This window comes from Saccharopolyspora kobensis (assembly GCF_900108315.1).
Lineage (GTDB): Bacteria > Actinomycetota > Actinomycetes > Mycobacteriales > Pseudonocardiaceae > Saccharopolyspora > Saccharopolyspora kobensis.
In genome coordinates, this window is record NZ_FNVB01000002.1 from 186853 (window position 1) to 207607 (window position 20755).

Annotated in this window: 18 protein-coding genes; 7 read left to right on the top strand and 11 right to left on the bottom strand. The window is 71.6% G+C overall.

Features of this window, described 5'->3' with window-relative positions; all coding sequences use genetic code 11:
* Positions 1 to 265: 265 nt before the first annotated feature.
* Entirely contained in the window at positions 266 to 769 is a 504-nt protein-coding gene (locus tag C4T78_RS00825; RefSeq protein WP_093346227.1) for a MarR family winged helix-turn-helix transcriptional regulator, read from the top strand.
* A gap of 133 nt (positions 770 to 902) precedes the next feature.
* The gene (locus C4T78_RS00830) at positions 903 to 1967 is read left to right on the top strand and encodes a DUF418 domain-containing protein (RefSeq protein WP_235862997.1); all 1065 of its coding nucleotides are present in this window, start codon (positions 903 to 905) and stop codon (positions 1965 to 1967) included.
* A gap of 50 nt (positions 1968 to 2017) precedes the next feature.
* Here C4T78_RS00830 and C4T78_RS00835 read toward each other — a convergent pair whose 3' ends face one another.
* Both C4T78_RS00835 and C4T78_RS00840 read right to left on the bottom strand, forming a co-directional pair.
* The gene (locus C4T78_RS00835; protein WP_093346221.1) at positions 2018 to 3961 is read right to left on the bottom strand and encodes a multicopper oxidase family protein; all 1944 of its coding nucleotides are present in this window, start codon (positions 3959 to 3961) and stop codon (positions 2018 to 2020) included.
* On the bottom strand, positions 3958 to 4374 hold the full coding sequence (locus C4T78_RS00840) for a DUF6220 domain-containing protein (RefSeq protein ID WP_093346219.1): 417 nt from the start codon (positions 4372 to 4374) through the stop codon (positions 3958 to 3960). The genes C4T78_RS00835 and C4T78_RS00840 overlap by 4 nt, the downstream gene beginning before the upstream one ends.
* Before the next feature lie 164 nt (positions 4375 to 4538).
* On the opposite strand from C4T78_RS00840, the gene C4T78_RS00845 reads away from it, so the two are divergent.
* Complete coding sequence (locus C4T78_RS00845) at positions 4539 to 5768, top strand: sensor histidine kinase (protein WP_093348354.1); 1230 nt, start codon at positions 4539 to 4541, stop codon at positions 5766 to 5768.
* Positions 5765 to 6442, top strand: coding sequence for a response regulator (locus tag C4T78_RS00850; protein ID WP_093346216.1), 678 nt, complete (start codon positions 5765 to 5767; stop codon positions 6440 to 6442). The genes C4T78_RS00845 and C4T78_RS00850 overlap by 4 nt, the downstream gene beginning before the upstream one ends.
* A 9-nt stretch (positions 6443 to 6451) precedes the next feature.
* Here the strand turns inward: C4T78_RS00850 and C4T78_RS00855 are convergent, their stop codons facing one another.
* Complete coding sequence (locus tag C4T78_RS00855) at positions 6452 to 7483, bottom strand: Lrp/AsnC family transcriptional regulator (protein ID WP_235862996.1); 1032 nt, start codon at positions 7481 to 7483, stop codon at positions 6452 to 6454.
* Between the two features lie 168 nt (positions 7484 to 7651).
* Here C4T78_RS00855 and C4T78_RS00860 point away from each other — a divergent pair, with 168 nt between their 5' ends.
* Both C4T78_RS00860 and C4T78_RS00865 read left to right on the top strand, forming a co-directional pair.
* Positions 7652 to 9160: an AbgT family transporter gene (locus tag C4T78_RS00860; protein ID WP_093348349.1), complete on the top strand. Its 1509-nt coding sequence runs from the start codon at positions 7652 to 7654 to the stop codon at positions 9158 to 9160.
* Positions 9161 to 9374: 214 nt separating this feature from the next.
* Positions 9375 to 10520, top strand: coding sequence for a M20 family metallopeptidase (locus C4T78_RS00865; RefSeq protein WP_235862995.1), 1146 nt, complete (start codon positions 9375 to 9377; stop codon positions 10518 to 10520).
* A 214-nt stretch (positions 10521 to 10734) separates the two neighbouring features.
* Here the strand turns inward: C4T78_RS00865 and C4T78_RS00870 are convergent, their stop codons facing one another.
* The 7 genes from C4T78_RS00870 to C4T78_RS00900 form a co-directional block, all read right to left on the bottom strand.
* The gene (locus tag C4T78_RS00870; protein ID WP_093346212.1) at positions 10735 to 11385 is read right to left on the bottom strand and encodes a class I SAM-dependent methyltransferase; all 651 of its coding nucleotides are present in this window, start codon (positions 11383 to 11385) and stop codon (positions 10735 to 10737) included.
* Positions 11386 to 11718: 333 nt separating this feature from the next.
* Positions 11719 to 13233 carry an amidase family protein gene (locus tag C4T78_RS00875; RefSeq protein WP_177247381.1) on the bottom strand — a complete coding sequence of 505 codons (1515 nt, stop codon included), beginning with the start codon at positions 13231 to 13233 and terminating at the stop codon, positions 11719 to 11721.
* A 123-nt stretch (positions 13234 to 13356) separates the two neighbouring features.
* Positions 13357 to 13968, bottom strand: coding sequence for a response regulator transcription factor (locus tag C4T78_RS00880; protein WP_093346209.1), 612 nt, complete (start codon positions 13966 to 13968; stop codon positions 13357 to 13359).
* Positions 13968 to 15026, bottom strand: a complete 1059-nt coding sequence (locus C4T78_RS00885; RefSeq protein WP_235862994.1) for a sensor histidine kinase — start codon at positions 15024 to 15026, stop codon at positions 13968 to 13970. Before C4T78_RS00885 ends, C4T78_RS00880 begins: the two co-directional genes overlap by 1 nt.
* Positions 15027 to 15040: 14 nt before the next feature.
* Positions 15041 to 15778, bottom strand: coding sequence for an ABC transporter permease (locus tag C4T78_RS00890; protein ID WP_093346205.1), 738 nt, complete (start codon positions 15776 to 15778; stop codon positions 15041 to 15043).
* Complete coding sequence (locus C4T78_RS00895; protein ID WP_093346203.1) at positions 15775 to 16665, bottom strand: ABC transporter ATP-binding protein; 891 nt, start codon at positions 16663 to 16665, stop codon at positions 15775 to 15777. The genes C4T78_RS00890 and C4T78_RS00895 overlap by 4 nt, the downstream gene beginning before the upstream one ends.
* A gap of 88 nt (positions 16666 to 16753) precedes the next feature.
* On the bottom strand, positions 16754 to 17590 hold the full coding sequence (locus C4T78_RS00900) for a TetR/AcrR family transcriptional regulator (protein WP_093346200.1): 837 nt from the start codon (positions 17588 to 17590) through the stop codon (positions 16754 to 16756).
* Positions 17591 to 17718: 128 nt separating this feature from the next.
* On the opposite strand from C4T78_RS00900, the gene C4T78_RS00905 reads away from it, so the two are divergent.
* On the top strand, positions 17719 to 19422 hold the full coding sequence (locus C4T78_RS00905; RefSeq protein WP_093346197.1) for a right-handed parallel beta-helix repeat-containing protein: 1704 nt from the start codon (positions 17719 to 17721) through the stop codon (positions 19420 to 19422).
* Here C4T78_RS00905 and C4T78_RS00910 read toward each other — a convergent pair.
* On the bottom strand, positions 19419 to 20615 hold the full coding sequence (locus tag C4T78_RS00910) for a CaiB/BaiF CoA transferase family protein (protein WP_093346195.1): 1197 nt from the start codon (positions 20613 to 20615) through the stop codon (positions 19419 to 19421). The two genes, C4T78_RS00905 and C4T78_RS00910, sit on opposite strands and share 4 nt — an antisense overlap.
* Positions 20616 to 20755 lie beyond the last annotated feature (140 nt).

Here is a 20755-nt window from a genome sequence, read left to right on the forward strand (position 1 = left end):
AGCTTGGTCGGTGAGCGACCGCCGCCGGTTTCCCCGACCGGATCAGCGGCCCGGCGCCGCGTCGATGATCCGCACGGCGACCCGCAACTCTACCTTGCCCCGAGCAACTGTTGCCAAGTGCAATATTCGGTGCCCTGACGAGTCCACATCGCACCGCCGGCGTGGATTCCCCGGCACCCGGCCGGAAAGCCGCCCCCGGCAACTTACACCCGGGCGTGATCGCGGCGCGTCGTGCCGGAGGATTCCGATGAGGTAGAACAAGCACATGGCCCGAGCTGAGACCGGCGGCAACCCGCCCGACGCGGACGTGGACGCGGTCACCGACGCGGTGCTGACCGCTTCCCGACTGCTGGTGGCCGCATCGGCTCGCTCGATCGCCGCCGTCGAGAACTCGCTGACCCTGCCGCAGTTCCGGTTGCTGGTGGTGCTCTCCAGCGCGGGCCCGCTCAAGCTGGCCGCGCTGGCCGAGGCGCTGGGGGTCAACCCGTCCACGGTGACCCGCATGATCGACCGCCTGATCGGCACCGAACTCGTCGACCGGCGGCCGAATCCGGCGTCGCGCCGGGAGAACGTGGTGGCGCTGACGCCCAACGGCGCCGACGTGGTGGCCGAGGTCACGGCGCGGCGCCGGTCGGAGATCGCGCGGATCGTCAAGCGGATGCCCGCCGCGGCGCGGCGCGGCCTCGTCGGCGCGCTGGCCGCGTTCACCGAAGCCGGCGGCGAACCGCCCGGCCCGGCCACCCCGCGGATCACCGCGCAGTGGGGCTAGCCGGACACCTGACCACCGGGTTCAGCTCGGCCGATCGGCCGAGATCGCGGCATCGAACGTCGGCCGATCGACCGATGCCGACGAGCCGATGAGTCGTGTTGCGCGATCACCCGGGCACCGCAGACTTGTCGCTGTGAATCCCGCGATCCCCAACTCCCCCGGACGTGCCGCGCCACCGCTCGACGCACCCACCGTACGCCTGCCCGCCGCCTCCGGCGGTCGGCGCATCGGTGAGCTCGACGCGCTGCGCGGTCTTGCGCTGTGCGGAATCCTCTTCGTCAACATCGCGCAGATCCTGTACCTGCAGGGCATCGTCGACTTCCAGAAGCTACCGATCCCGCACGCGCTGGACATGTTCGTCCAGCAGCGGTTCTTCCCGATCTTCTCGCTGCTGTTCGGCGTCGGGTTCGGCATCTTCCTGGGCAACGCGAGCCAGCGCACGGCGCGGCCGCGCGTCGTGCTCCTGCGGCGGCTGCTGGTGCTCGCCGGTTTCGGCGTCCTGCACCACTTCCTGCAACCCGGCGAAGCGCTGCTGCCCTACGCGATCTTCGGGCTGGTGGTGCTGCTGCCGATGAGCTTCCTGCCGTGGTGGGCCAACCTGCCCATCGCCGTGGCCATGACCGCCGCCACGCTGTCCCTCACCAGCGGCGGCATGCTGCTGATCCCGTGCCTGCTGCTGACCGGTTTCGCGCTGGCCCAGGCCGGCCTGCCCGCGAAGCTGCCCCGCCTCGGCGGCCAGCTCGCCGCCGTGTTCGCGGTGTCCGCCCTCGCCGGAGCCGGATTCCTGGTGCTGCAGGAGCAGAATCCGCTGAACGCGGGCTTCAACGGCGAGTCCGCCGCGGCCGGTCTCTTCATGGCGATCGCCTACTCCGCGGGCTTCCTCCTGCTGCTGCGGACTCCGGCGTCGCGCGTGCTGTCGCCGGTCCTCGAACCGCTCGGCAAGATGGCGCTCACCAACTACGTCACCGCCACGCTGCTGATCATCCCGTTCGGACACCTGCTCGGGATGCGCGAATCCACGGAGTGGGAGCTGCTGCTGGCGATGGCCGCCGGGATCATCCTGGTCCAGGTCCTGTGGAGCCGCTGGTGGCTGGCCCGCTTCCAGTACGGGCCGATGGAGTGGGTCTGGCGCTGCGCGACGTGGTGGCGCATCGTCCCCTTCCGCCGGAAGCCGAGCCCGGCACCACGCGCCAGCTGAGCACGAGCCGCTGCCCGGAGTCCTCGGGCAGCGGCACGCCTGCGCGTCGGTCAGCCGTGGTGCCCGGCACCGGCCATGTGCATGCCGCCGAAGGGAGTGGTGATGCCGTCGTAGCGCAGCTGCAGCATCATCCCCTCGTGGGCGTGCGGCAGGTTGTGGCAGTGGTTCATCCAGATCCCCGGGTTCGACGCCCGGAAGACGACCTCCCACACCTCGCCGGGGCGGACGTCGAAGGTGTCCACCCACAGCGGACTGCCCGAGGCGGGCTGGCCGTCCCGGGACAGCACCAGCACCGGGTGGCCGTGCAGGTGCCACGGGTGGGTTTCCAGGCTCCGGTTGACCACGGTCATCCGGACGACGTCGCCTTCGGAGACGAGCTGATCGGGGATCGACGGATGCCCGCGCCCGTTGACGGTGTGCGCGTACGCCGGTGATCCGTCGACCATCGCCACACCCCGGTCGAGCACCAGGGTGAAGCGGCGGTCGACGGGGGCGGTGCGCAGCGCGACGGGAAGCGGAGCACCGTAGCCGAGCAGGTCCAGTTCAGGCCACGACGAGGCGTCCTGTGTAGACGGTTCCGGTGCAGAACTGCCGTTCTGGGGCTGCAACCGCACGGTGGCGGCGTGCTCGTCGACCACCAGCACCACCGGTTCGCTCGGCATGGTGAACACCACGTCGTAGCGACCGGCCGCGGGCAGGCGCAGCACCTGCCGGCTGACCTCGCCGGGCCGTTCGAGATCGCGGCCGTCGACGGCGACCAGCCGGAACGCGGTGCCGGCCAGGGCGAACCGGTGCGGGTCCGAGTCGGTGTTGACCAGCCGCAGGCGCACCGTGCTGCCGACCGGAGCGCGGTGTTCGGCACCACCGGCGATCGTGACGGCACCGTCGAAGGTGTGCACGGGCAGCGTCAGGTCCAGCCCTGCCGGGTCGGGATCCACGCGCGGCCGCACCACGAGAGTTCCGTAGAGACCCCGGCGGACACCGATGTGGGAGGCGAAATGCGTGTGGTACCAGTACGTTCCCACCTGATCGGCGCGGAACCGGTAGCGGAATTCACCACCGGGGGCCACCGGTTCCTGCGTGACGCCCTCCGCACCGTCCTCACCGCACGGCACGTCGTAGCCGTGCCAGTGCAGGGTCACCCCGCCGTCGATGTCCTGGTTGATCAGCTTGACCTCGATCAGGTCGCCCTCGGTGGCCGTGATCGCCGGTCCGGGAACCGCGCCGTCGAAGGTCCAGGCGTCGAAGTCCCGCCCGGTTTCCAATCGCACGGCGGCTTTTCGCGCGGTCAGCACGTGCTCGCGCCGGACGCCGCCCGGCGCGGGCGCCGCAGGACCCCGGAGGTCGGTGACCGAGGTGGTCGCGGGCGAAACCGGCCCGGGGCCGCCCCCGGTGTCGGCCACCGCACGGGGCCTGGCCGAGAAGCCGAATCCGGCACCGGCAGCACCGAGAACGACCAGCCCGCCGGTCAGCCCGAAGAAGCGGCGGCGCGACACGGCCGCTCCGCTCCGCGGCTCCGGGCTCGGAGCCAGCACCCGCATGGTCAGCAGCGCACCCGCGAGCACGACCGCGATAGCGATCAGCGCCGTGCCCCAGGTCGGCGGCCCGGCCAAGAAGGTCACCACGAAGCTCGCCGAAGCGGCGTAGCCGGCGGTGAGCAGCGCGACGACACCGGCCGCACCGGAGCTTTCGGGCTGCCCGCCGCTCCTGGCCCGCGCGAGCAGCCCAGGCCCGGCGATCACCGCGGCCGCCAGTGCGGCGACCGCGAGCAGCGGCAACCCGAGCAGCACCTTCTCCTCGACGAACCACCAGCCCCGCGCGGCCAGCGCCGCCACCGAAACCGCCCTGGTCAACGTCACCAGCAGTGCCACGCCGAGCAGCGCCAGGGCAGGCCGGGCCCGCCGCCGCGCCGCGGTGACACCGGCCCCGAACCAGGCGATGGCACCGAGCACGGCGATGGCGTGATCCACGATGATCCAGCCGACGGTCGTCATGACGTGGTGAGGGCGGTTTCGGCCGGTTGCCAGGCGATCTGCCGCGCCCGCCGCGCGATCGTCGCGATCAGCGACACGATTACCAGCCCGTTGATCGCGTGCAGGCCGAAGACCAAGTGCCCGGCGCTGGAAGCGTCGCCGAGCGCGTTGGCGACCTCCCGGATCAACGACTGGACGAGCACCAGTCCGGCGACCAGGCCCGTCATCCCGATGAGCCGGCCGGGCACCCTGGCGACGGCGGCGAAGACGGTGAGCACGACCGAGTAGCCGAGCACCACGTTCCCGAGCAGGCGGTGAGGTTCGAAGGACTCCTCTATCGGCGCGGCGTCGAAAGCGCCGCTGGCCGCCAGGTAGAACTGCACGATCACGGCGAGCAGCAGCAGAGCCGCCAGGACGGCGAAGACTTTTCTCATGCCGCTGATCGTGTCGCCGACCGGTCACCCGCCGCGTCCGGCGACGGCTGACACCGGCTACGTCGCCGCGCGCGAGCAGAGCGCGGCGGAATACGTCGGTCGTCGTAGTCGACTGCGCTCCCGAACGGCCGCGTCGGCACTCGCCGGTGTCGTACGATCACGGCATGCAACTGCGGGGAACGTCACGACGGCTGTCCGCCTGGTTCTCCCGCCGACCCGCCTGGGTCCCGGACGTGCTGCTGGCGCTGTTCGTCACGCTCATCCAGGTCCAGAACATCGCGGACTACAGCGCCTTCGAGCCGGTCGCCAGGCCGATCACCGACTTCGGGAACCTGGGCTACGCGCTGCTGGTCGTCAGCGGGCTGGTGGTCGTGGTCCGCCGCCGGTGGCCGGTGCTGGTGTTCGCGGTCACCGGCGGGATCAGCCTGGTCTACTTCGGCCTCGGCTTCCCGGACCGGCTGTCCTGCCTGGGCATGTTCGTCGCCCTGTACACCCTCGCCGCCTACGGCAACGGGCGGCGGTCGCTGCAGATCGCGGGCATCGGCATCGCGGTGCTCTCCGCGGGCTGGCTGATCGCCGCGGCGGACATCGAGCCGCAGGCCGCCGTGGGCTGGGTGTTCTTCCGGATCGGGATGTCGGTGATCAGCACCGCGATCGGCGAATCCGTCCGGTCCCGCCGGGTCATCGCCGCCGACGCGCAGCTGCGGGCCGAGCTGGCCGAGCGTTCCCGCGAGGAGGAGGCCAGGGCCCGCGTCGACGCCGAACGGCTGCGGATCGCGCGCGAGGTGCACGACACCGTCGCCCACGCCATCGCCATCATCAACGTGCAGTCCGGAGTCACCGCGCACGTGCTCGACAAGCGACCGGAACAGGCCCGCGACGCCCTGCGCACCATCGAGCACACCAGTTCCCGGGCGCTGCGCGAGATGCGCGCCATCCTCGGCGTTCTGCGCGACGGCGACGGGCGCGAACCCTCACCCGGCCTCGACCAGATCCAGGAGCTGACCGACAAGGCCCGCGACGCCGGGCTCGACATCTCGGTCGAGCAGTCCGCTCCGCCGACGCCGCTGCCGAGCGCGGTGGGCAGCGTCGCCTACCGCATCGTGCAGGAATCGATCACCAACGTGATCCGGCACGTCGGCCCGACGCGGGTGACGGTGGTGCTCGCCCCGGGAATCGACGCGCTGCGGATCCGGGTGGCCGACGAGGGAAGCCGCGACACGGCGAAGGTCCCGGCGCAGCCCGGCGGCGGATCGGCGAAGGGGCGCGGCATCGTCGGGATGCGCGAGCGCGTCCAACTGCTCGGCGGACAGCTGGACGCGAAATCGCTGCCCACCGGCGGGTTCGAGGTCACCGCGCGCCTGCCGCTCACCCCGGTCGGATCGCGCTTGTGAACTCCGCGCCGCCGATCAGGGTCCTGCTCGCCGACGACGAACGGCTGGTGCGGTCCGGTTTCAAGGTCCTGCTCGACCTGGAGGACGACATCACCGTCGTCGGCGAGGCCACCAACGGCGTGGAAGCCGTCGAGCTGGCCCGCAGCATGCGTCCGGACGTCGTGCTCATGGACATCCGGATGCCGCAGCTGGACGGCATCCGGGCCACCGGGCGGATCGCCGGGACCGACGGGCTGGAGCGGGTCAAGATCCTCGTCCTGACCACCTACGACACCGACGAGAACGTCTTCGAGGCCCTGCAGGCGGGTGCGAGCGGATTCCTGCTCAAGGACGCCGGCCCCGCCGAGCTCCTGCACGCGATCCGGGTGATCGCCGCGGGTGACGCGCTGCTGGCACCCCGCATCACCCGCCGCCTCATCGACCAGTTCACCGCACAGCGCCGGGCCGCCAAGTCCGGTGAGGACCGGCTCGCCGTGCTCACCGCCCGCGAGCGCGAAGTGCTCGCCCTGGTGGCGCGCGGGATGAGCAACGACGAGATCGGAGCCGCGCTGTTCCTCAGCCCGGCCACCGCCCGAACGCACGTCAGCCGCACGATGGGCAAGCTCGGGGCCCGCGATCGCGCGCAACTGGTCGCGATCGCCTACCAGACGGGGCTGAGCCAGTTCACCGAGTAGCCCTCGATTTCACGCGCGGCGGGGCTGCAAGAACCGCAGCGGGAGGTCCGCCTGGCCGAGGCGGGGTCCGGTGCGCGTGATCCAGTAGCGGCGCAGCACGTCGAGCACGACCGAGACCTCCACCGAGCGGATTCCGGGCAGCGCGGCCAGGTCCGCGGACAGGAAGTCGGCGAGGTGCTCCTCGCCGCGGAACACGCCCTGGTGGATCACCGTCGCGTTGCCCGCGACCATCGACACGTAGCGGGCGGAGGGATGCCGCCCCAACGCTCGTCCCACCGCCTCCGTCGAGCCGGGCTCGGTGGACAACGACAGCGCGACCTCCAGCGGGAAGCCCAGCAGCGCGGGCTCGATCTCCACCCTCGGGCGCACGACCTGCCGCTCCAGCAGCCCGGCGATCAGCCGGTGCGCGGTGGACTGGCTGACGCCCAGCGCCCGGGACAGGTCGCTCGAGGTCAGCCTGGCGTCGGCGTGCAGCAGCCGGGTCGCCTCCCGCTCCTGCTCGGAAAGCGCGTGCGGCTCAACGACTTCCTGCGGATCGACGCGGTGCGGAGCCAGCACCGCGCGCTGGGCCTCCGCCAGGCGGTCGACGCGCCAGGCCTCCGCCCGCCCGAACGGTTTGAGCACCAGGTCGGACTGGGTGGAGACCACGCCCGGCACCGACGGGATGCGCTGCGTCAGCAGGTCCTTCACCGCCTCGCGGCCCAGCGGCCGGACTGTGCAGTACACGTCGGCGCGGCCGGTGGTCATCGCGACGTACTGGGCCTCGGGGAGCTCGGCGAGCTTCCGCGCGACGTCCTGCAACCGGCCGGGCGCGGTGGTGATCCAGACGTGCCGCGGATGGGTGTCGGAGATCAGCGTCCAGTCCAGCTGGCCGATCACCCGCAGCAGTCGCCCGGCGTGCAGCCGCTGCAACCGCCGACCCACCGTGCTCGGCGAACTGCCCACCGCATCGGCCAGCGCGTTGATCGGCGCGCGCGGCGCCTCCTGCAACGCCGACACCAGGTCCAGGTCGAGGTCGTCCAGCACGAGGTCACCGTCCACGGGCAGTGATACTACCCCCACGCTCGGCACGTATATCGAATAGATACGCCACAGCGCTCCCCGCTATTGACAGATCACGCCATGTCCGATTTGAATGCTCGCCATCGGCCGGTCGGATTTCGAGGAGCTCGGTTGACCAACACGGAGAACGCGCGGCCCACCCGGTCGATGTCGCTGCTGCTGGGCTTCCTGCGCGGCGTCGAACGCGTCGGGAACAAGCTGCCCCACCCGTTCTGGCTGTTCGCCATGATGGCCGTCCTGGTCATCGCGCTCAGCGCGGTGCTCAACGCCCTGGGCGCCTCCGCGGTGTCGCCGGTGGACGGCGAGACGATCCGCGTCAAGAGCCTGCTGACGGCCGAGGGGCTGTCCACCATCATCGGCGACGCGGTGGAGAACTTCGCGAAGTTCCCGCCGCTGGCGCTGATCATCGTGGTGATGCTGGGCGTCTCGGTCGCCGAGCAGAGCGGCCTGCTCAACGCGATGCTGCGCGGCAGCGTCACCCGCGTCCCGGCGAAGTACCTGACGTTCGTCGTCGCGCTGGCGGGCATCACCGGCAGCGTCGCCTCCGACGCCGCCTACGTGGTGCTGATCCCGCTGGGCGCGCTGGTGTTCAAGGCCGTCGGCCGCAGCCCGATCCTGGGCCTGGTCGTCGCGTTCGGCTCGATCTCGGCCGGGTACAACGCCTCGCTGCTGCTCACGCCGACCGACGCGCTGCTGGCCGGGCTGACCACCTCGGCGGCGCACTTCATCGACCCGGCCTACACGGTCACCCCGCTGGCCAACTACTTCTTCTCGATCGGCTCGGCGCTCTTCCTGGCCGTGGTGATCACGCTGGTCACCGAGTTCGTGCTGACCAAGCGCGCGGCGGGCATGACCGCCGACGGCGACGGGATCGACGAGCAGCTGGGCGAGATGCAGCTGAGCGCCGTCGAGCGCCGCGGCCTGCGCAACGCCGGGCTCACCCTGCTGGCCGCCGTGGTGCTGCTGGTGGTCGCGCTGGCCCCGCCCGCCTCGCCGTTCCGCGGTGAGGACGGCGGCATCCTCAACTCGCCGATCGTCACCGGTGTCGCCTACCTGCTCGGCGTGATCTTCCTGCTGACCGGCGCGGTGTACGGCCGCACCACCGGCAGCATCCCGACGGCCCGCCAGATCCCCGGCGCGATGGCCAAGGGCGTCGTCGACCTCGCGCCGGTGGTGGTGCTGTTCTTCGCCGCCTCGCAGTTCCTGGCCTTCTTCAAGTGGACCCACATGGGCGAGGTCCTCGCCATCCACGCCGCGGCGCTGCTGAAGTCGGCGAACGTGCACCCGCTGGTGCTGTTCCTCGGCCTGATCGTGCTGGTCACCTGCATCAACCTGGTGATCACCAGCGGCTCCGCGCAGTGGGCGCTGATGGCGCCGATCGTGGTGCCGATGCTGATGCTGCTGGACGTCTCACCGGAGACGACGCAGGCGGTGTACCGGATCGCGGACTCGGCGACCAACCTGATCACACCGATGAGCCCGTACTTCGCGATGGCGCTCGGGCTGCTGCAGCGCTACCGCAAGGAAGCGGGCATCGGCACCCTGATGTCGCTGACGATCCCGATCTCCTTCGCGGTGCTGGTCAGCTGGACCCTGCTCTTCATGGCCTGGTGGGCCCTCGGCATCCCCCTCGGCCCCGGCGTCCCGGTGCGCTGAGCAACCGCACGGCGCCGTTCCCGCTGGTCAGTCCCCGTGAGTGCTTTGGGGCGCTACAACACCCCAAAGCGCTCACGGGCCCACCAGCAAGACCGGAGCCGCCCTGGGGATCTCGCACGGAGCCGCTCCCGCCCGGCGGGGCGGGAGGGCCGGAGTCGGAGGCTCCGGGCCGCTGTGGCGGCGGATGGATTCGACAGATGTGGAAGGTGGAGTTGTGACGACGAAGCTGGTGGCGCGGGCCGAGCAGGAGCTCCCCGAGGTGCTCGCGGACCTGCGCAGGCTGGTGGAGCACGAAACCCCCAGCAACGACAAGCGGGCTCTGGACGCCGGGCTGGCCGACATCGAGCAGTGGCTCACCGAACGTCTCGGCACGCCGGTCGCCCGGCAGCGCCACGACGGCGGCCCGCGCGGCGACGTCCTCGACGTCACCTACCCCGGCACGACCGGTGGCACGGTGCTGCTGCTGTGCCACTACGACACGGTGTGGCCGGTGGGCACGCTCGCGGAGTGGCCGTTCACCGTCGACGGCGACCGCATCACCGCGCCCGGCGCCCTGGACATGAAGCTCGGCATCGTGCACGGCGTGTGGGCGCTGCGCCTGCTGCGCGAACTGGACATCCCGCACCCGTCGGTGCGGTTCCTGCTCAACGGCGACGAGGAGATCGGCAGCATCTCCTCGCGCCCGCACATCGAGCAGGCGTGCACCGAGGCGACCGCGACGCTCGTGCTGGAGCCGAGCCGGGAGGGCATGGCCAAGATCCGCCGCAAGGGCCTGGGCCTGTTCGACCTGGCGGTGCACGGCGTCGAGTCGCACGCCGGTCTCGACCCGACCGCTGGTGCCAGCGCCATCCACGCCATCGCCGAGCTCATCCCGGCGATCACCTCGCTCGCCGCGCCGGAGCGCGGCACCACGATCAACGTCGGTCTGCTCAACGGCGGCACCGGCCGCAACGTGGTGGCCGGCCGGGCGACCTGCGAGATCGACATCCGCATCCAGGACCCGGCCGAGATGCCGCGGATCGACGCGGGCTTCCGCGAGCTGGCGGTGGCCGACGAGCGCATCCGGGTGGAGCTCACCGGTGGCTGGAACCGCCCGCCGATGAACCCGAACCCGCTCTCGGAGAAGCTCTTCGAGCACGCCAAGGCAGCCGCGGAGGAGCACGGCCGAGCCCTGGAAGGCACCTCGGTGGGCGGCGTGAGCGACGCGAACTTCGTGTCCGCCCTGGACAAGCCGGTCCTCGACGGCCTCGGTGCGGTGGGCGCAGGCCCGCACTCCCGCGACGAGCACGTGATCCCGAGCGAGTCCCCCGGCCAGATCGCCACCCTCGCCACCCTGATCAGCAACCTCCGCGACTTCTGAGCGCACAGCGGCAGCGCCCGCCCGGCGCAGAACCGAGCGGGCGCTGCCGCACACCGCTTGCGCCGTGCTCACGCTGAATCCTCTGTCGCGCCAGTAGAAACCGGTGACCTCAGCGCCAAGGCACAACCCGAGCCCTGCACAACCGCTCCCCAGCGGAACGTGGCGCGAACCGGCCACAAGGAACCCCGAAAACGCGAGCGAGAGAACGCAACCGCTACCGCGAGTCGCGGAGGGCCGGTACCGTTTTGCGGGCCGCCAGGCGTTCGATGATGCCCAGCTTGAAGCGGTCGGATTCCTCCACTTCCAGGCCCGCCGCTCGGACCAGCGGCAGCGGGCGGCGCAGGAAGTGCTCGCCGCCGAGCGGGATCGTGACCAGCTCGGCCACCCGCTGGACGAGCCGCACCGGCCACGCCGAGCCGGCCACGTGGTCGAGCAGCAGGAGCTTCCCGCCGGGCCGCAGCACGCGCGCCATCTCGGCGATCGCCTGCTGCTCGTCGGGGATCGCGCACAGGCCGAAGGTGCACACCACGCTGTCGAAGGCGGCGTCCGGGAACGGCAGGTCCCGGGCGTCTCCTTCGCGCAGGTCGACCGGCACGTCCAGGTCCTGCGCGCGCTGGCGCGCGAGGTCCAGCATCCGCGGGCTCCACTCGATGCCGGTCAGCCGGACATCACGGCCGTAGACCGGGAGGTTGAGCCCGGTGCCGATGGCGACCTCCAGCACCTCGCCCTCGGCTCGCGAGCACACCCACCGGCGACTGCCGGGCGCCATCAGTCGTTCGAAGCGGTTCATCTGCTCGTCGTAGGCGAGCGCGGACCGGTTCCAGTAGGCGCGCCACCGGTCGGTGCGATCCCCGTCGACGCTCATGCGGTGCCGCCTCTCAGTTCCGCCTCTCCGCGATGCGCAACGGTTGCGTTCAGCGCTCCGCCTCGCGTCGTCGGGGTTTCTCGTGGCCGGGTTGCGTCACGTTCCCCTGCGGTGCGGTTGAGCAGGACCGGGTCGCCGCTTGACATGCACCGACACTACTCGTCGCTGGGCGGTTTTCGGGCGGCTGCGCGAAAGGTCGTCAGCGCTGTCGGACGCGTTCTCTCGCTGAATCGTCTCGTCCTTCAACGATGCCGAACTCCGCTCGGTGATCACATCGGTGCCGGCTGCGCCGATTCACCCGAAGTCGCGATCTTCCGACGGGTCCGCAAGGCCTCACCCGCCCAGCGCGGGCAGGAACTTCGGCGCCCGCCAGGCGTCCAGCTCCTGCTCGACCGACGCCGCCAGCGACAGCAGGGCCGGATCCTGCCGGTGACCGGCTATCAGGAGCAGGCCGACCGGCAGCTCGCCGACGAATCCGGCGGGCACCGAGATCGACGGGTAGCCCGCCACCGCGGCCGGGGTCGAGGACGGCATCACGTCGTCGTCACCGCGGGCGCAGTCGGTGGTCCAGGCGGGCGGGTTGGTCGGCGAGGCGATCGCGTCCAGGCGGTGCTCGGCCATGGTCTCGTCGATCGAGCGCTTGGCCAGGTCGGTCAGCTCCGCGCGCATCGCCCGGTAGTCCGGGTCCGTGGTCGGCGGCGCGGTGAGGGCCTGCTCGAAGAGCTCCTGCCCGGCGAAGCAGGTCTGCTCCTCCGGTGTCCGCCGGTTGAACTCGATGAGCTCGGCGAGGTCGCGCGGACCTTCGCGGGTGGCCAGGTAGGCGTCGATGTCCCGGTGGAACTCGCTGAGCAGCGCCGGGAATTCCAGCTCGCCGAGCCGGTCCTGGTACGGCAGGACCACTTCGACGACCTCGGCGCCCGCCGCGCGGAACTTCTCGGCGGCGCCGGTCATCAGCGCGTCGACCTCCGGGCCGAGCTCCGGCAGCCGCCAGAGCCCGATGCGCTTGCCCGCCAGGTCGTCGGTCCGCGGGACCACCGGTTCCGATCCCTGCAGCACGGCCAGCGCCAGTGCGGCGTCGACGACGTTGCGCGCCATCGGGCCCGCGGTGTCCTGCTCCGCCGAGATCGGCACCACGCCGGCGCCGCTGACCAGCCCGAGGCTCGGTTTGTGCCCGACCACGCCGTTGATCCCGGCCGGGCACACGATCGAACCGTCGGTCTCGGTGCCGATCGCCACCTGCGCCAGCGACGCGGCCAGCGCGGCGCCGGAACCGGCCGAGGAACCGCACGGGTTGCGGTCCAGCACGTACGGGTTGCGGGTCTGCCCGCCGACCGCGGACCAGCCGGAAGTCGGTGCCTCAGCGCGGAAGTTGGCCCACTCGGAGAGGTTGGTCTTGCCGAGGATCACCGCACCGCCGTCCCGCAGCCGGGTCACCAGCTCCGCGTCGGTGTCCGGTGGTGCTCCGGCCAGCGCCAGGGAACCGGCGGTCGTCGGCATGTCCCGGGTGTTGACGTTGTCCTTGAGCAGCACCGGGATGCCGTCCAGCGGACCGAGCACCCGACCGGTCCGGTGCCGGACGTCGCTTGCCGCAGCCTGCGCCAAGGCCTTCGGGTTCGTGTGCAGCACCGAGTTGATCCGGGGATCGATGGTGCGGATCCGGTGCAGGTACGCGGCGGTCAGCTCGCTCGACGTCAGCGATCCTTCGGCCATCCGCTCCTGGAGCTGCGGAATCGTCACGGTGTCGAGGTCGAGTGCCGAAGCGGCCTCGGCCCCGCGCACGTCCTGCCCTGTCATGAACATCCCAGCGGTGAGAGCGGTGATCAGCGCGAGCGCGCCAGTCCTGCGCATGAGCCCCATCAGACTACGAAGATCCCAACCGTGCAACCGATTTCAGCACCGCTCGATTCACGGTTTCAATGGAATTCCGCGCTTCTCACACCCGGCGTTCGCAGTTCCCGGAACCGGCGCGGATCAGAGCCAGCCGTGATCGCGGGCGGTGTTGGCCGCTTCGATGCGGTTGCGCGCCGCCAGCTTCGCCATCGCCGTGGACAGGTAGTTGCGGACCGTTCCCTCCGCGAGGTGCAATCGCGCGGCGATCTCGGCGTTGCCCGCGCCGGTCGTCACCTCGCGCAGGATCTCCCGCTCGCGCGCGGTCAGCGGGTCGGGCCGGTCCCAGGCCGCCACCGCCAGTTCCGGCGCCACCACCCGCTCGCCGGCGTGCACCTGCCGCAGGGCGGTGACCAGCTCGTCGATCGGCGAGTCCTTCAGGACGTAGCCGGACACCCCGATCTCCATCGCGCGGCGCAGGTATCCGCTGCGGGCGAAGGTGGTGACGATCAGCACCCGCACCGGAACACCGCGCCGCCGCAGCTCCGCCGCGACGTCGATGCCGCTGCGCTCCGGCATCTCGATGTCGGTCAGCAGGACGTCCGGGCGGTGCTGCTCGACCGCCGCGAGCGCTTCGGCGCCGTCGCCCGCCGTGGCCACCACCGCGACGTCCGGTTGCAGGTCCAGCAGCGCGGCGAAGGCGCTGAGCACCATCGTCTGGTCCTCGGCCAGCACGACCCTGATCTGCTCGCCCACTACGCCGCCACCTCTACCGGCACCGCGATGGTCACGGTCGTCCCCGCCGTGCCGGTGCGCCGGACCGCACCGCCCAGCGCGCTGATCCGCTCGCGCATGCCGCTCAACCCGTTGCCGTCCGGAGCCTTCCCGCCCACTCCGTCATCGGCCACCACCAGCCGCAGTTCCTCCTGCACGACCTCCAGGCTGATGTGGCAGGTGCGCGCCGAGGAGTGCCTCGCGACGTTCGTGGTGGCCTCGCGCAGCGCGAGGGCCAGCTCGTGCTCGGTCGAGTCCACGATGGCCTCCTCGACGTCCCATCGCACGGTCAGCTGGACGCCCGAGCTGGACAGCGCGTTGCGCGCCGCCGCCAGCTCGGCGTCGAGCGTGGCCCGCCGCCAGCCGCTCACCGTCGCGCGGATCTCGGCGAGTGCGGCGCGGGCGGCGCGCTCGATCTCGCCCGCCTCCCCGCGCGCCCGCTCGTCGTCGACGCCGACGAGCCCGTTCACCAGCTGGGCGCGCATGGTGATGGCCGTCAGCGTCTGCCCCAGCAGATCGTGCAGGTCGCGGGCGATGCGCTCGCGTTCGGCCAGGGTGGCCAGGTGCTCGACGCGCGCGTTGCGCAGGCGCAGGTCGTTCTGCGCGCGCTCCTTCTCCGCCCACTCGATCTGGAGCGTGCCGATCAGCCACAGCAGCACCAGCGACGGCAGGTGACCGAGCAGCCGCCAGGGCATCGGCACCACCGAGATCACCGAGAACACGCTGATCAGAGCCGTCATCCCGACGAACCAGCGCAGTGCGGTGCGCCGCGGCTCGGTCAGCCCGGCGAACGCGGCGGCGTAGACGAACAGCGTCGCCGCGCCGGAGTTGAACGGCGTCGCGATCGCACCGAGCAGCACCGTCGGCACGGTCGCCGCCCACCGCGTCCGCGCCGGCCGCCACTGGGCGACCGCGTACATCGGGACGAAGACGACGACCACGGCGGCGGCCAGCGCCCAGTCCACCCAGGTCGAGGTCTCCGAGAACACCGGCAACCACAGCAGGTTCACCAGGTAGATCAGGTGTCCCCAGTGGGACATCAGTCCGGAAATCCTCATGATCGGGCACGACGATACGACACCGCGGCCAGCGTCCCGGTCACCGCGGTCGCGCCGAGCAGCACCAGTGCGTGCCCGAGTGCGGCGCTGCCGTCCAGCTGCGCCAGCGCGAGTTGCGCGAGGTGGTAGGTCGGCAGGAACGGAGCGATCTGGCCGAAGAAGTCGGGCAGCGCGGACAGCGGCATCCACAGCCCGGAGGCGATCGCCATCGGGAACAGCAGCGCGTTGAGGATCGCGGTGGTGGCGTTGGCCCCCACCTGGAAGCCGATCGCCAGCCCGAACAGCGCGAACGGCAGCGCACCGAGCACCAGCGCGGCCCAGAGCCGGATCAGCGCGCCCGGCGAGATCTGCAACGTGCCCAGCAGCGCGGACGTCACGGTCATCGCCGCCAGCACGCCGACCGCGTAGGGCAGCGCGGCCACCACCTTGGCGGTCAGCGTCACGCCGAGCGGCACGGGTGAGACGCGCTTGGCGCGCAGCCAGCCGCGTTCGCGGTCCGATGCGACGCCGATGCCGGGATTGGTCAGCACCACCGACAGCACGCCGAAGGTGCCGAAGGTGGCCAGCATGATCGTGCCCGTCGGCACCGCGCCGCCCCGTTCGCCGCCGAAGAGGGAGGCGAACAGCGCGAAGAACGCCACCGGCATCACGACGGAGAACAGCAGCGCGGCCGGTTCGCGGATGATGCCGCGCAGCTCGTCGGCGATCTCGGCGGCGAGGATCCTGGTGTTCACGCGGCGACCTCCTCGGTCAGGCCGAGCATGGCCTCTTCCAGCTTGGCCCCTTCGACCCGCAGATCGGACAGGGCCGGATCGGCGGCGAGCAACGCGCGCAGCAGTTCTTCCGGTTCCCGGGTGCGCAGCCGGACCAGGTCGCCGTCGGCGACGACCGACACCGCGCCGGGCAGCCGACGCAGCTCGTCCCGGCCGAGCGCGGTCCGCGCGATCACGGTGCGGTCGGGCAGCCGGGAGGTCAGCGCCGCCGGGCTGTCGGCGGCCAGCACCCGGCCGCGATCCAGCACCACCACCCGGTCGGCGACCGCGGCCGCTTCCTCGATCAGGTGCGTGGTCACCAGCACCCCGGCGCCGCGGGCGCGGCGTTCGGTCAGCACCTGCCACAACCGCCGCCGGGCGGCGACGTCGAGGCCGTTGGTGGGCTCGTCTAGCACCAGCAGCGCCGGTTCGGTCACCAGCGCCATCGCCAGCTGCAACCGCTGCTGCTGCCCGCCGGACAGCTTGGTCGCGCGCCGCCGCACCAGATCGGTCAGGCCGAGCTCGGCCAGCACCGGACCGGCCGCGGAGCGCGGGAAGAAGCCGCGCACCGCGGCACCCGTGACCAGCTCGCCGACCTTCAGCGTGCTCGGGAAACCGACCGACTGCTGCACCACGCCCAACCGCCTGCGCACCGCGGCCTTCCGCGGATCGCCGCCGTCGATCCGGACGGTTCCCTCCTGCGCGTGCAGCAATCCGACCACCAGCTGCACGAGTGTCGTCTTGCCCGCCCCGTTCGGTCCGAGCAGGGCCACGCACTCCCCCGCTCCGACGGTGAGGTCGACATCGTCCAACGCGCGCGTCGCACCGTAGCGGTGCCGCACCCCGCGCACTTCGAGCACAGATCCCATGCCCGTCGATGGTGCTCGGCCGGAGATCTGCCCAGTAGTGAAGCAAGCCCACCTGACGCGGCTGACAATTGTCATCCGCGCGCCGGTGTCAGCCGGACTTGCGCTGCCGGTAGGCCCGCTGCTGGCAGGCCCGCGAGCAGTACGCGCGCGGACGTCCCGCGGACGGCTGCTCGACCGGCTCACCACACACCCGACAGGTTTCATCACGCTTTTCATCACGACTGCGGATGAGCAGCTCGATGCCGTCGAGCACCCTGGCCAGTCCGAACTCGAACGAGTCCAGCGGCTCGTCGTACCCGCCCGCCTCCCACAGCGCGGTGATCACCGGGAAGCGGTCGAGGCGGTCGAACAGCGATCCCCGGGCGCCCCACCACTCCTCGTGGGTCATCCCGCTGCTGCGCTCGGCCCGAGCGACCTCCGCCAGCGCCACCGCCTCGGCGTTGACGAAGCGGTCGACCAGGTCCACCGCAGCGACCACCTCGGCCGGGGCGAGGCCGGTACCGGCGAGGATGCCGAGCAGGCGCTCGTAGTGCGCCACCGCGTTCGGCCCCGGCAAGCTGCGGCTGCCGCTCGTCCCGGCCAACCACGGATGCCGTTTGCACAGCTCCCAGCTCTCGCGCGCGCAGGCCTCCAGGCGCGGGCGCCACCCGCCCCCGGCAGGCGGGGAGCCCAGCTCCGCCAGCACCGCATCGCGCATCAGCTCCACGAGCTGATCCCGCCCGGGCACGTGCCGGTACAGCGACATGCTGGTGAAGCCCAGCCGCTCGGCCACCTTGCGCATCGACAGCCCGGCCAGCCCGTCGGCATCGGCCACCTCGACCGCCGCGCCCACGATCCGCTCCAGGCTCAGCCCGGTCCGCGACCCGCCGTCCCGCCACAACAGCTCGATCCCGCGATCGGGATCGGCCACTCCGCCCTGCGCCATCGGCCACCTCCCCCTTCCAGGATCCCGCCCCGCCGGATGCGGCCCCGGCAACCCCCGCCGGTTCCGCACCGGGAACGTGCTTTACTCTCCGGACGAGTTTATGGCATAAACAAGGAGATCGCAGAATCGTGCTCGAACTACACGTCTCCCCCACCGGCGACGACTCCGCCCCGGGCACTCCGGATGAGCCCTTCGCCACGATCGACCGGGCCCGCCTCGCCGCCCGCGAGGCGACCGGCGAGGTCATCGTCCACCTCGGGGCCGGCACCCACGTCCTGGCCGAACCCCTCGCCCTCGACCCGGCGGACCGCCGGATCACCTTCCAGGCGCGCGGTTACGGCACCGCCGATCAGGAGACGGCCGTCGTCAGCGGCGGCCGGGAGATCTCCGGTTGGCAGGTGCACGACGGCGTCTGGCGCGCGGAGGTCGGCGACCTGGACACCCGCCAGCTCCACGCCGACGGCCGGCGGGCGGAGCGCGCGGGCATCGACGGAATTCCCGGCGAGGCGCGCAGAACGCCCTTCGGGTACGTCACCGACAGCCGCGAGCCGTTGGCCTGGCAGCCCGGGGTCGAGTTCGTCTACCGCGGCGTCTACCCCTGGACGGAGGCGCGGTGCGGCGTCGCGGCAGTGGCGCCCGACGGCGACTCCACCGCGATCAGCATGCGGCAGCCCGCCTTCGGCTGGGCGCTCGAGCTCTACCGCTCCGCGTGGGACGGGGAGGTGATGGACGGCCCCGGCCTGCCGACCCGGGTCGAGAACGATCTCGCCTTCCTCACCGAGCCCGGAACGTTCGTCCTGGACCGATCCCGGCCGGGACAGCACGTCCTGCACTACCGCCCGCGACCGGATGAGGACCCGCAGCGCACCCGCGTCGTAGCGCCCGTCCTGGAAGCGCTGCTGCACGCGAAGGGCGCCCGCGAGATCTCCTTCCGCGGGCTGGTGTTCGCGGACGCCACGTGGCTGCGGCCCGGTGGCGACCGGGGATTCCTGCACTACCACGGCAACGACTTCTACGACGGCGGCGGCGTCGAGGAGGTGGTCGTGGTGGAGGGCAGGTCGTGGGTCACCGTGCCGTCGCACACGAAGACGGTCCCCGCAGGCGTGGTGCTCGACGACGCGACCGGGATCCGGTTCGAGGGATGCCGCTTCACCCGCCTCGGCGCCACCGGCCTGAGCACCTCGGGCGGCTCGGACATCACCGTGCGCGGGTGCGACTTCGACGCCCTCGGCGGCGCCGGCATCTCGATCAGCGGGAGCCGGCAGGTTCTCGTCGAGGACAACCTGGTTCGGCGGATCGGCCTGGAGCACTCGGGCTCACCGGGGATCTCGCTCGCGGGCACGACCGGCTGCACCGTCGCCCACAACCACGTCACCGACGTGCCGCACTGCGGGATCGTCGCGGGCGCGGGCGCCGGAACCCGCATCGAGCGCAACCTCGTCACGAAGACCATGGGCGCGCTGGCCGACGGCGGCGGTATCTACGTGTCCGGCCCGCAGGGCGATTCCCACGACAGCGGCGCGACGGTCGGTGGCAACGTCATCGAGGACACCCTGACCCCGTACAACTTCGGCCTCTACACCGACTACGGCGCTTCCTGGGTGACGGTGGAGGGCAACGTGGTCGTCCGGGCCGACAGCACCGCGGTCCTCCACGTCAGCCCGCCGCTGGAGAACGTCCGCTACCGCAACAACTTCTGGGACGCCGACCCGCTCGGCAGCGACTCGGTCCCCGACGGCGTCACCTACGAGGGCAACACCACGATCGCCGACGAGGACCGGCTGCGGAGCGCGACCGCGCACATCCGGGATCGCGCGGGCCGGATCCGCTAGGTGGTGCGGGCGATGTCGGCTTCGATGAGCGCCGTGATCTCGTCCTCGGGGTAGCCCAGGGAAGCCAGGATCCGCCTGGTGTCGGCGCCCTGCTCGCGCGGCGCGGTGCGGACGTTGCCGGGAGTCCGGCCGAGCTTGACCGGGATCCCGGTGCCCCGGTAGCCGTCCTTCTCCACCACCATCTCCCGGTGCAGCACCTGCGGATCGGTCAACGCCTCGCCGACGTCGTGCACCGGGGTCGCGGGCACACCGCGCCGCAGCAGCGCCTGGGCGAGGTCTTGCCTGGTCCGGGCGCTGATCGGTGCGGCCAGCAGGTCGCGCAGCACGCCCACGTGCTCGACGCGGTCGGCGTTGGTGGCGAAGCGGGGGTCCTCGGTGAGCTCGGGCAGGCCGAGGACCTCGGCCATGGCGCGGAACTGGCGGTCGTTGCCGCCGCTGATGAAGATCGGCCCGTCCGCCGCGTCGAAGGTGTCGTACGGGGCGATCGACGGGTGCGCCGAGCCGGTGCGCTGCGGGAGCACCCCCGAGGCCAGCCATGCGGCGGAGTGCGGGTGCAGCAGCGAGACCGCGGTGTCCAGCAGGGTGCAGTCCACCAGCTGCCCGCGGCCGGAGGTGTGCCGGTCGTGCAGGGCCAGCAGCACTCCGGAGAAGGCGTAGATGCCGGTCACCATGTCCACGATGGGCACGCCGACCCGCAGCGGTGGCCCGGACTTCTCGCCGTTGATGCTCAGCAATCCGCCGTACGCCTGCAGGATCGCGTCGTAGCCGGGCGTGGAACCCATCGGCCCGTCGGTGCCGAACCCGGTGATCCGGCAGTGCACCAGCCGGGGGAAGCGCGCGGCGATGACCTCGTCGGGATAGCCCCACTTCGCCAGCGTGCCCGCCTTGAAGTTCTCCACCACGACGTCCGCGTCGGCCAGCAGCTCGCCCAGCAGCCGCTGGCCGTCCGCGGTGGTCAGGTCCAGGCAGATGTTGGACTTGTTGCGGTTGATCCCGGTGTGGTAGGCGCTCATGGTCCCGGTGACGAACGGCGGGCCCCAGCTGCGGGTGTCGTCGCCCGCCGGCGGTTCGACCTTGATCACCTCGGCGCCGTGGTCGGCGAGCATCTGCGAGCACAGCGGGCCTGCCAGGATCCGCGACAGGTCGAGGACGCGGATGCCCCGCAGGCTGCCGGTGGGTTCGGATGCGTTCATGAACCGTCCTGTTCGCTCGGAACTTCCACTACCGGTTGACGTTCAGCGGACTCCCCGCTGGCGCGGTTCCGCGATTTCAATGGAAATCAGGTGTCCGATTTCCATTGAAATCGCGGGGAGTCATCCACAACCGTCGGCAT

Coding starts and splice junctions, on each gene's coding strand:
- C4T78_RS00870 (WP_093346212.1), bottom strand. CDS start 11,385: ATGAGCGTCGACGGGGATCGCACCGACCGGTGGCGCGCCTACTGGAAC.
- C4T78_RS00860 (WP_093348349.1), top strand. CDS start 7,652: ATGTCGCTGCTGCTGGGCTTCCTGCGCGGCGTCGAACGCGTCGGGAAC.
- C4T78_RS00840 (WP_093346219.1), bottom strand. CDS start 4,374: ATGAGAAAAGTCTTCGCCGTCCTGGCGGCTCTGCTGCTGCTCGCCGTG.
- C4T78_RS00885 (WP_235862994.1), bottom strand. CDS start 15,026: ATGTCCCACTGGGGACACCTGATCTACCTGGTGAACCTGCTGTGGTTG.
- C4T78_RS00875 (WP_177247381.1), bottom strand. CDS start 13,233: ATGCGCAGGACTGGCGCGCTCGCGCTGATCACCGCTCTCACCGCTGGG.
- C4T78_RS00900 (WP_093346200.1), bottom strand. CDS start 17,590: ATGGCGCAGGGCGGAGTGGCCGATCCCGATCGCGGGATCGAGCTGTTG.
- C4T78_RS00825 (WP_093346227.1), top strand. CDS start 266: ATGGCCCGAGCTGAGACCGGCGGCAACCCGCCCGACGCGGACGTGGAC.
- C4T78_RS00895 (WP_093346203.1), bottom strand. CDS start 16,665: ATGGGATCTGTGCTCGAAGTGCGCGGGGTGCGGCACCGCTACGGTGCG.
- C4T78_RS00845 (WP_093348354.1), top strand. CDS start 4,539: ATGCAACTGCGGGGAACGTCACGACGGCTGTCCGCCTGGTTCTCCCGC.
- C4T78_RS00835 (WP_093346221.1), bottom strand. CDS start 3,961: ATGACGACCGTCGGCTGGATCATCGTGGATCACGCCATCGCCGTGCTC.
- C4T78_RS00910 (WP_093346195.1), bottom strand. CDS start 20,615: ATGAACGCATCCGAACCCACCGGCAGCCTGCGGGGCATCCGCGTCCTC.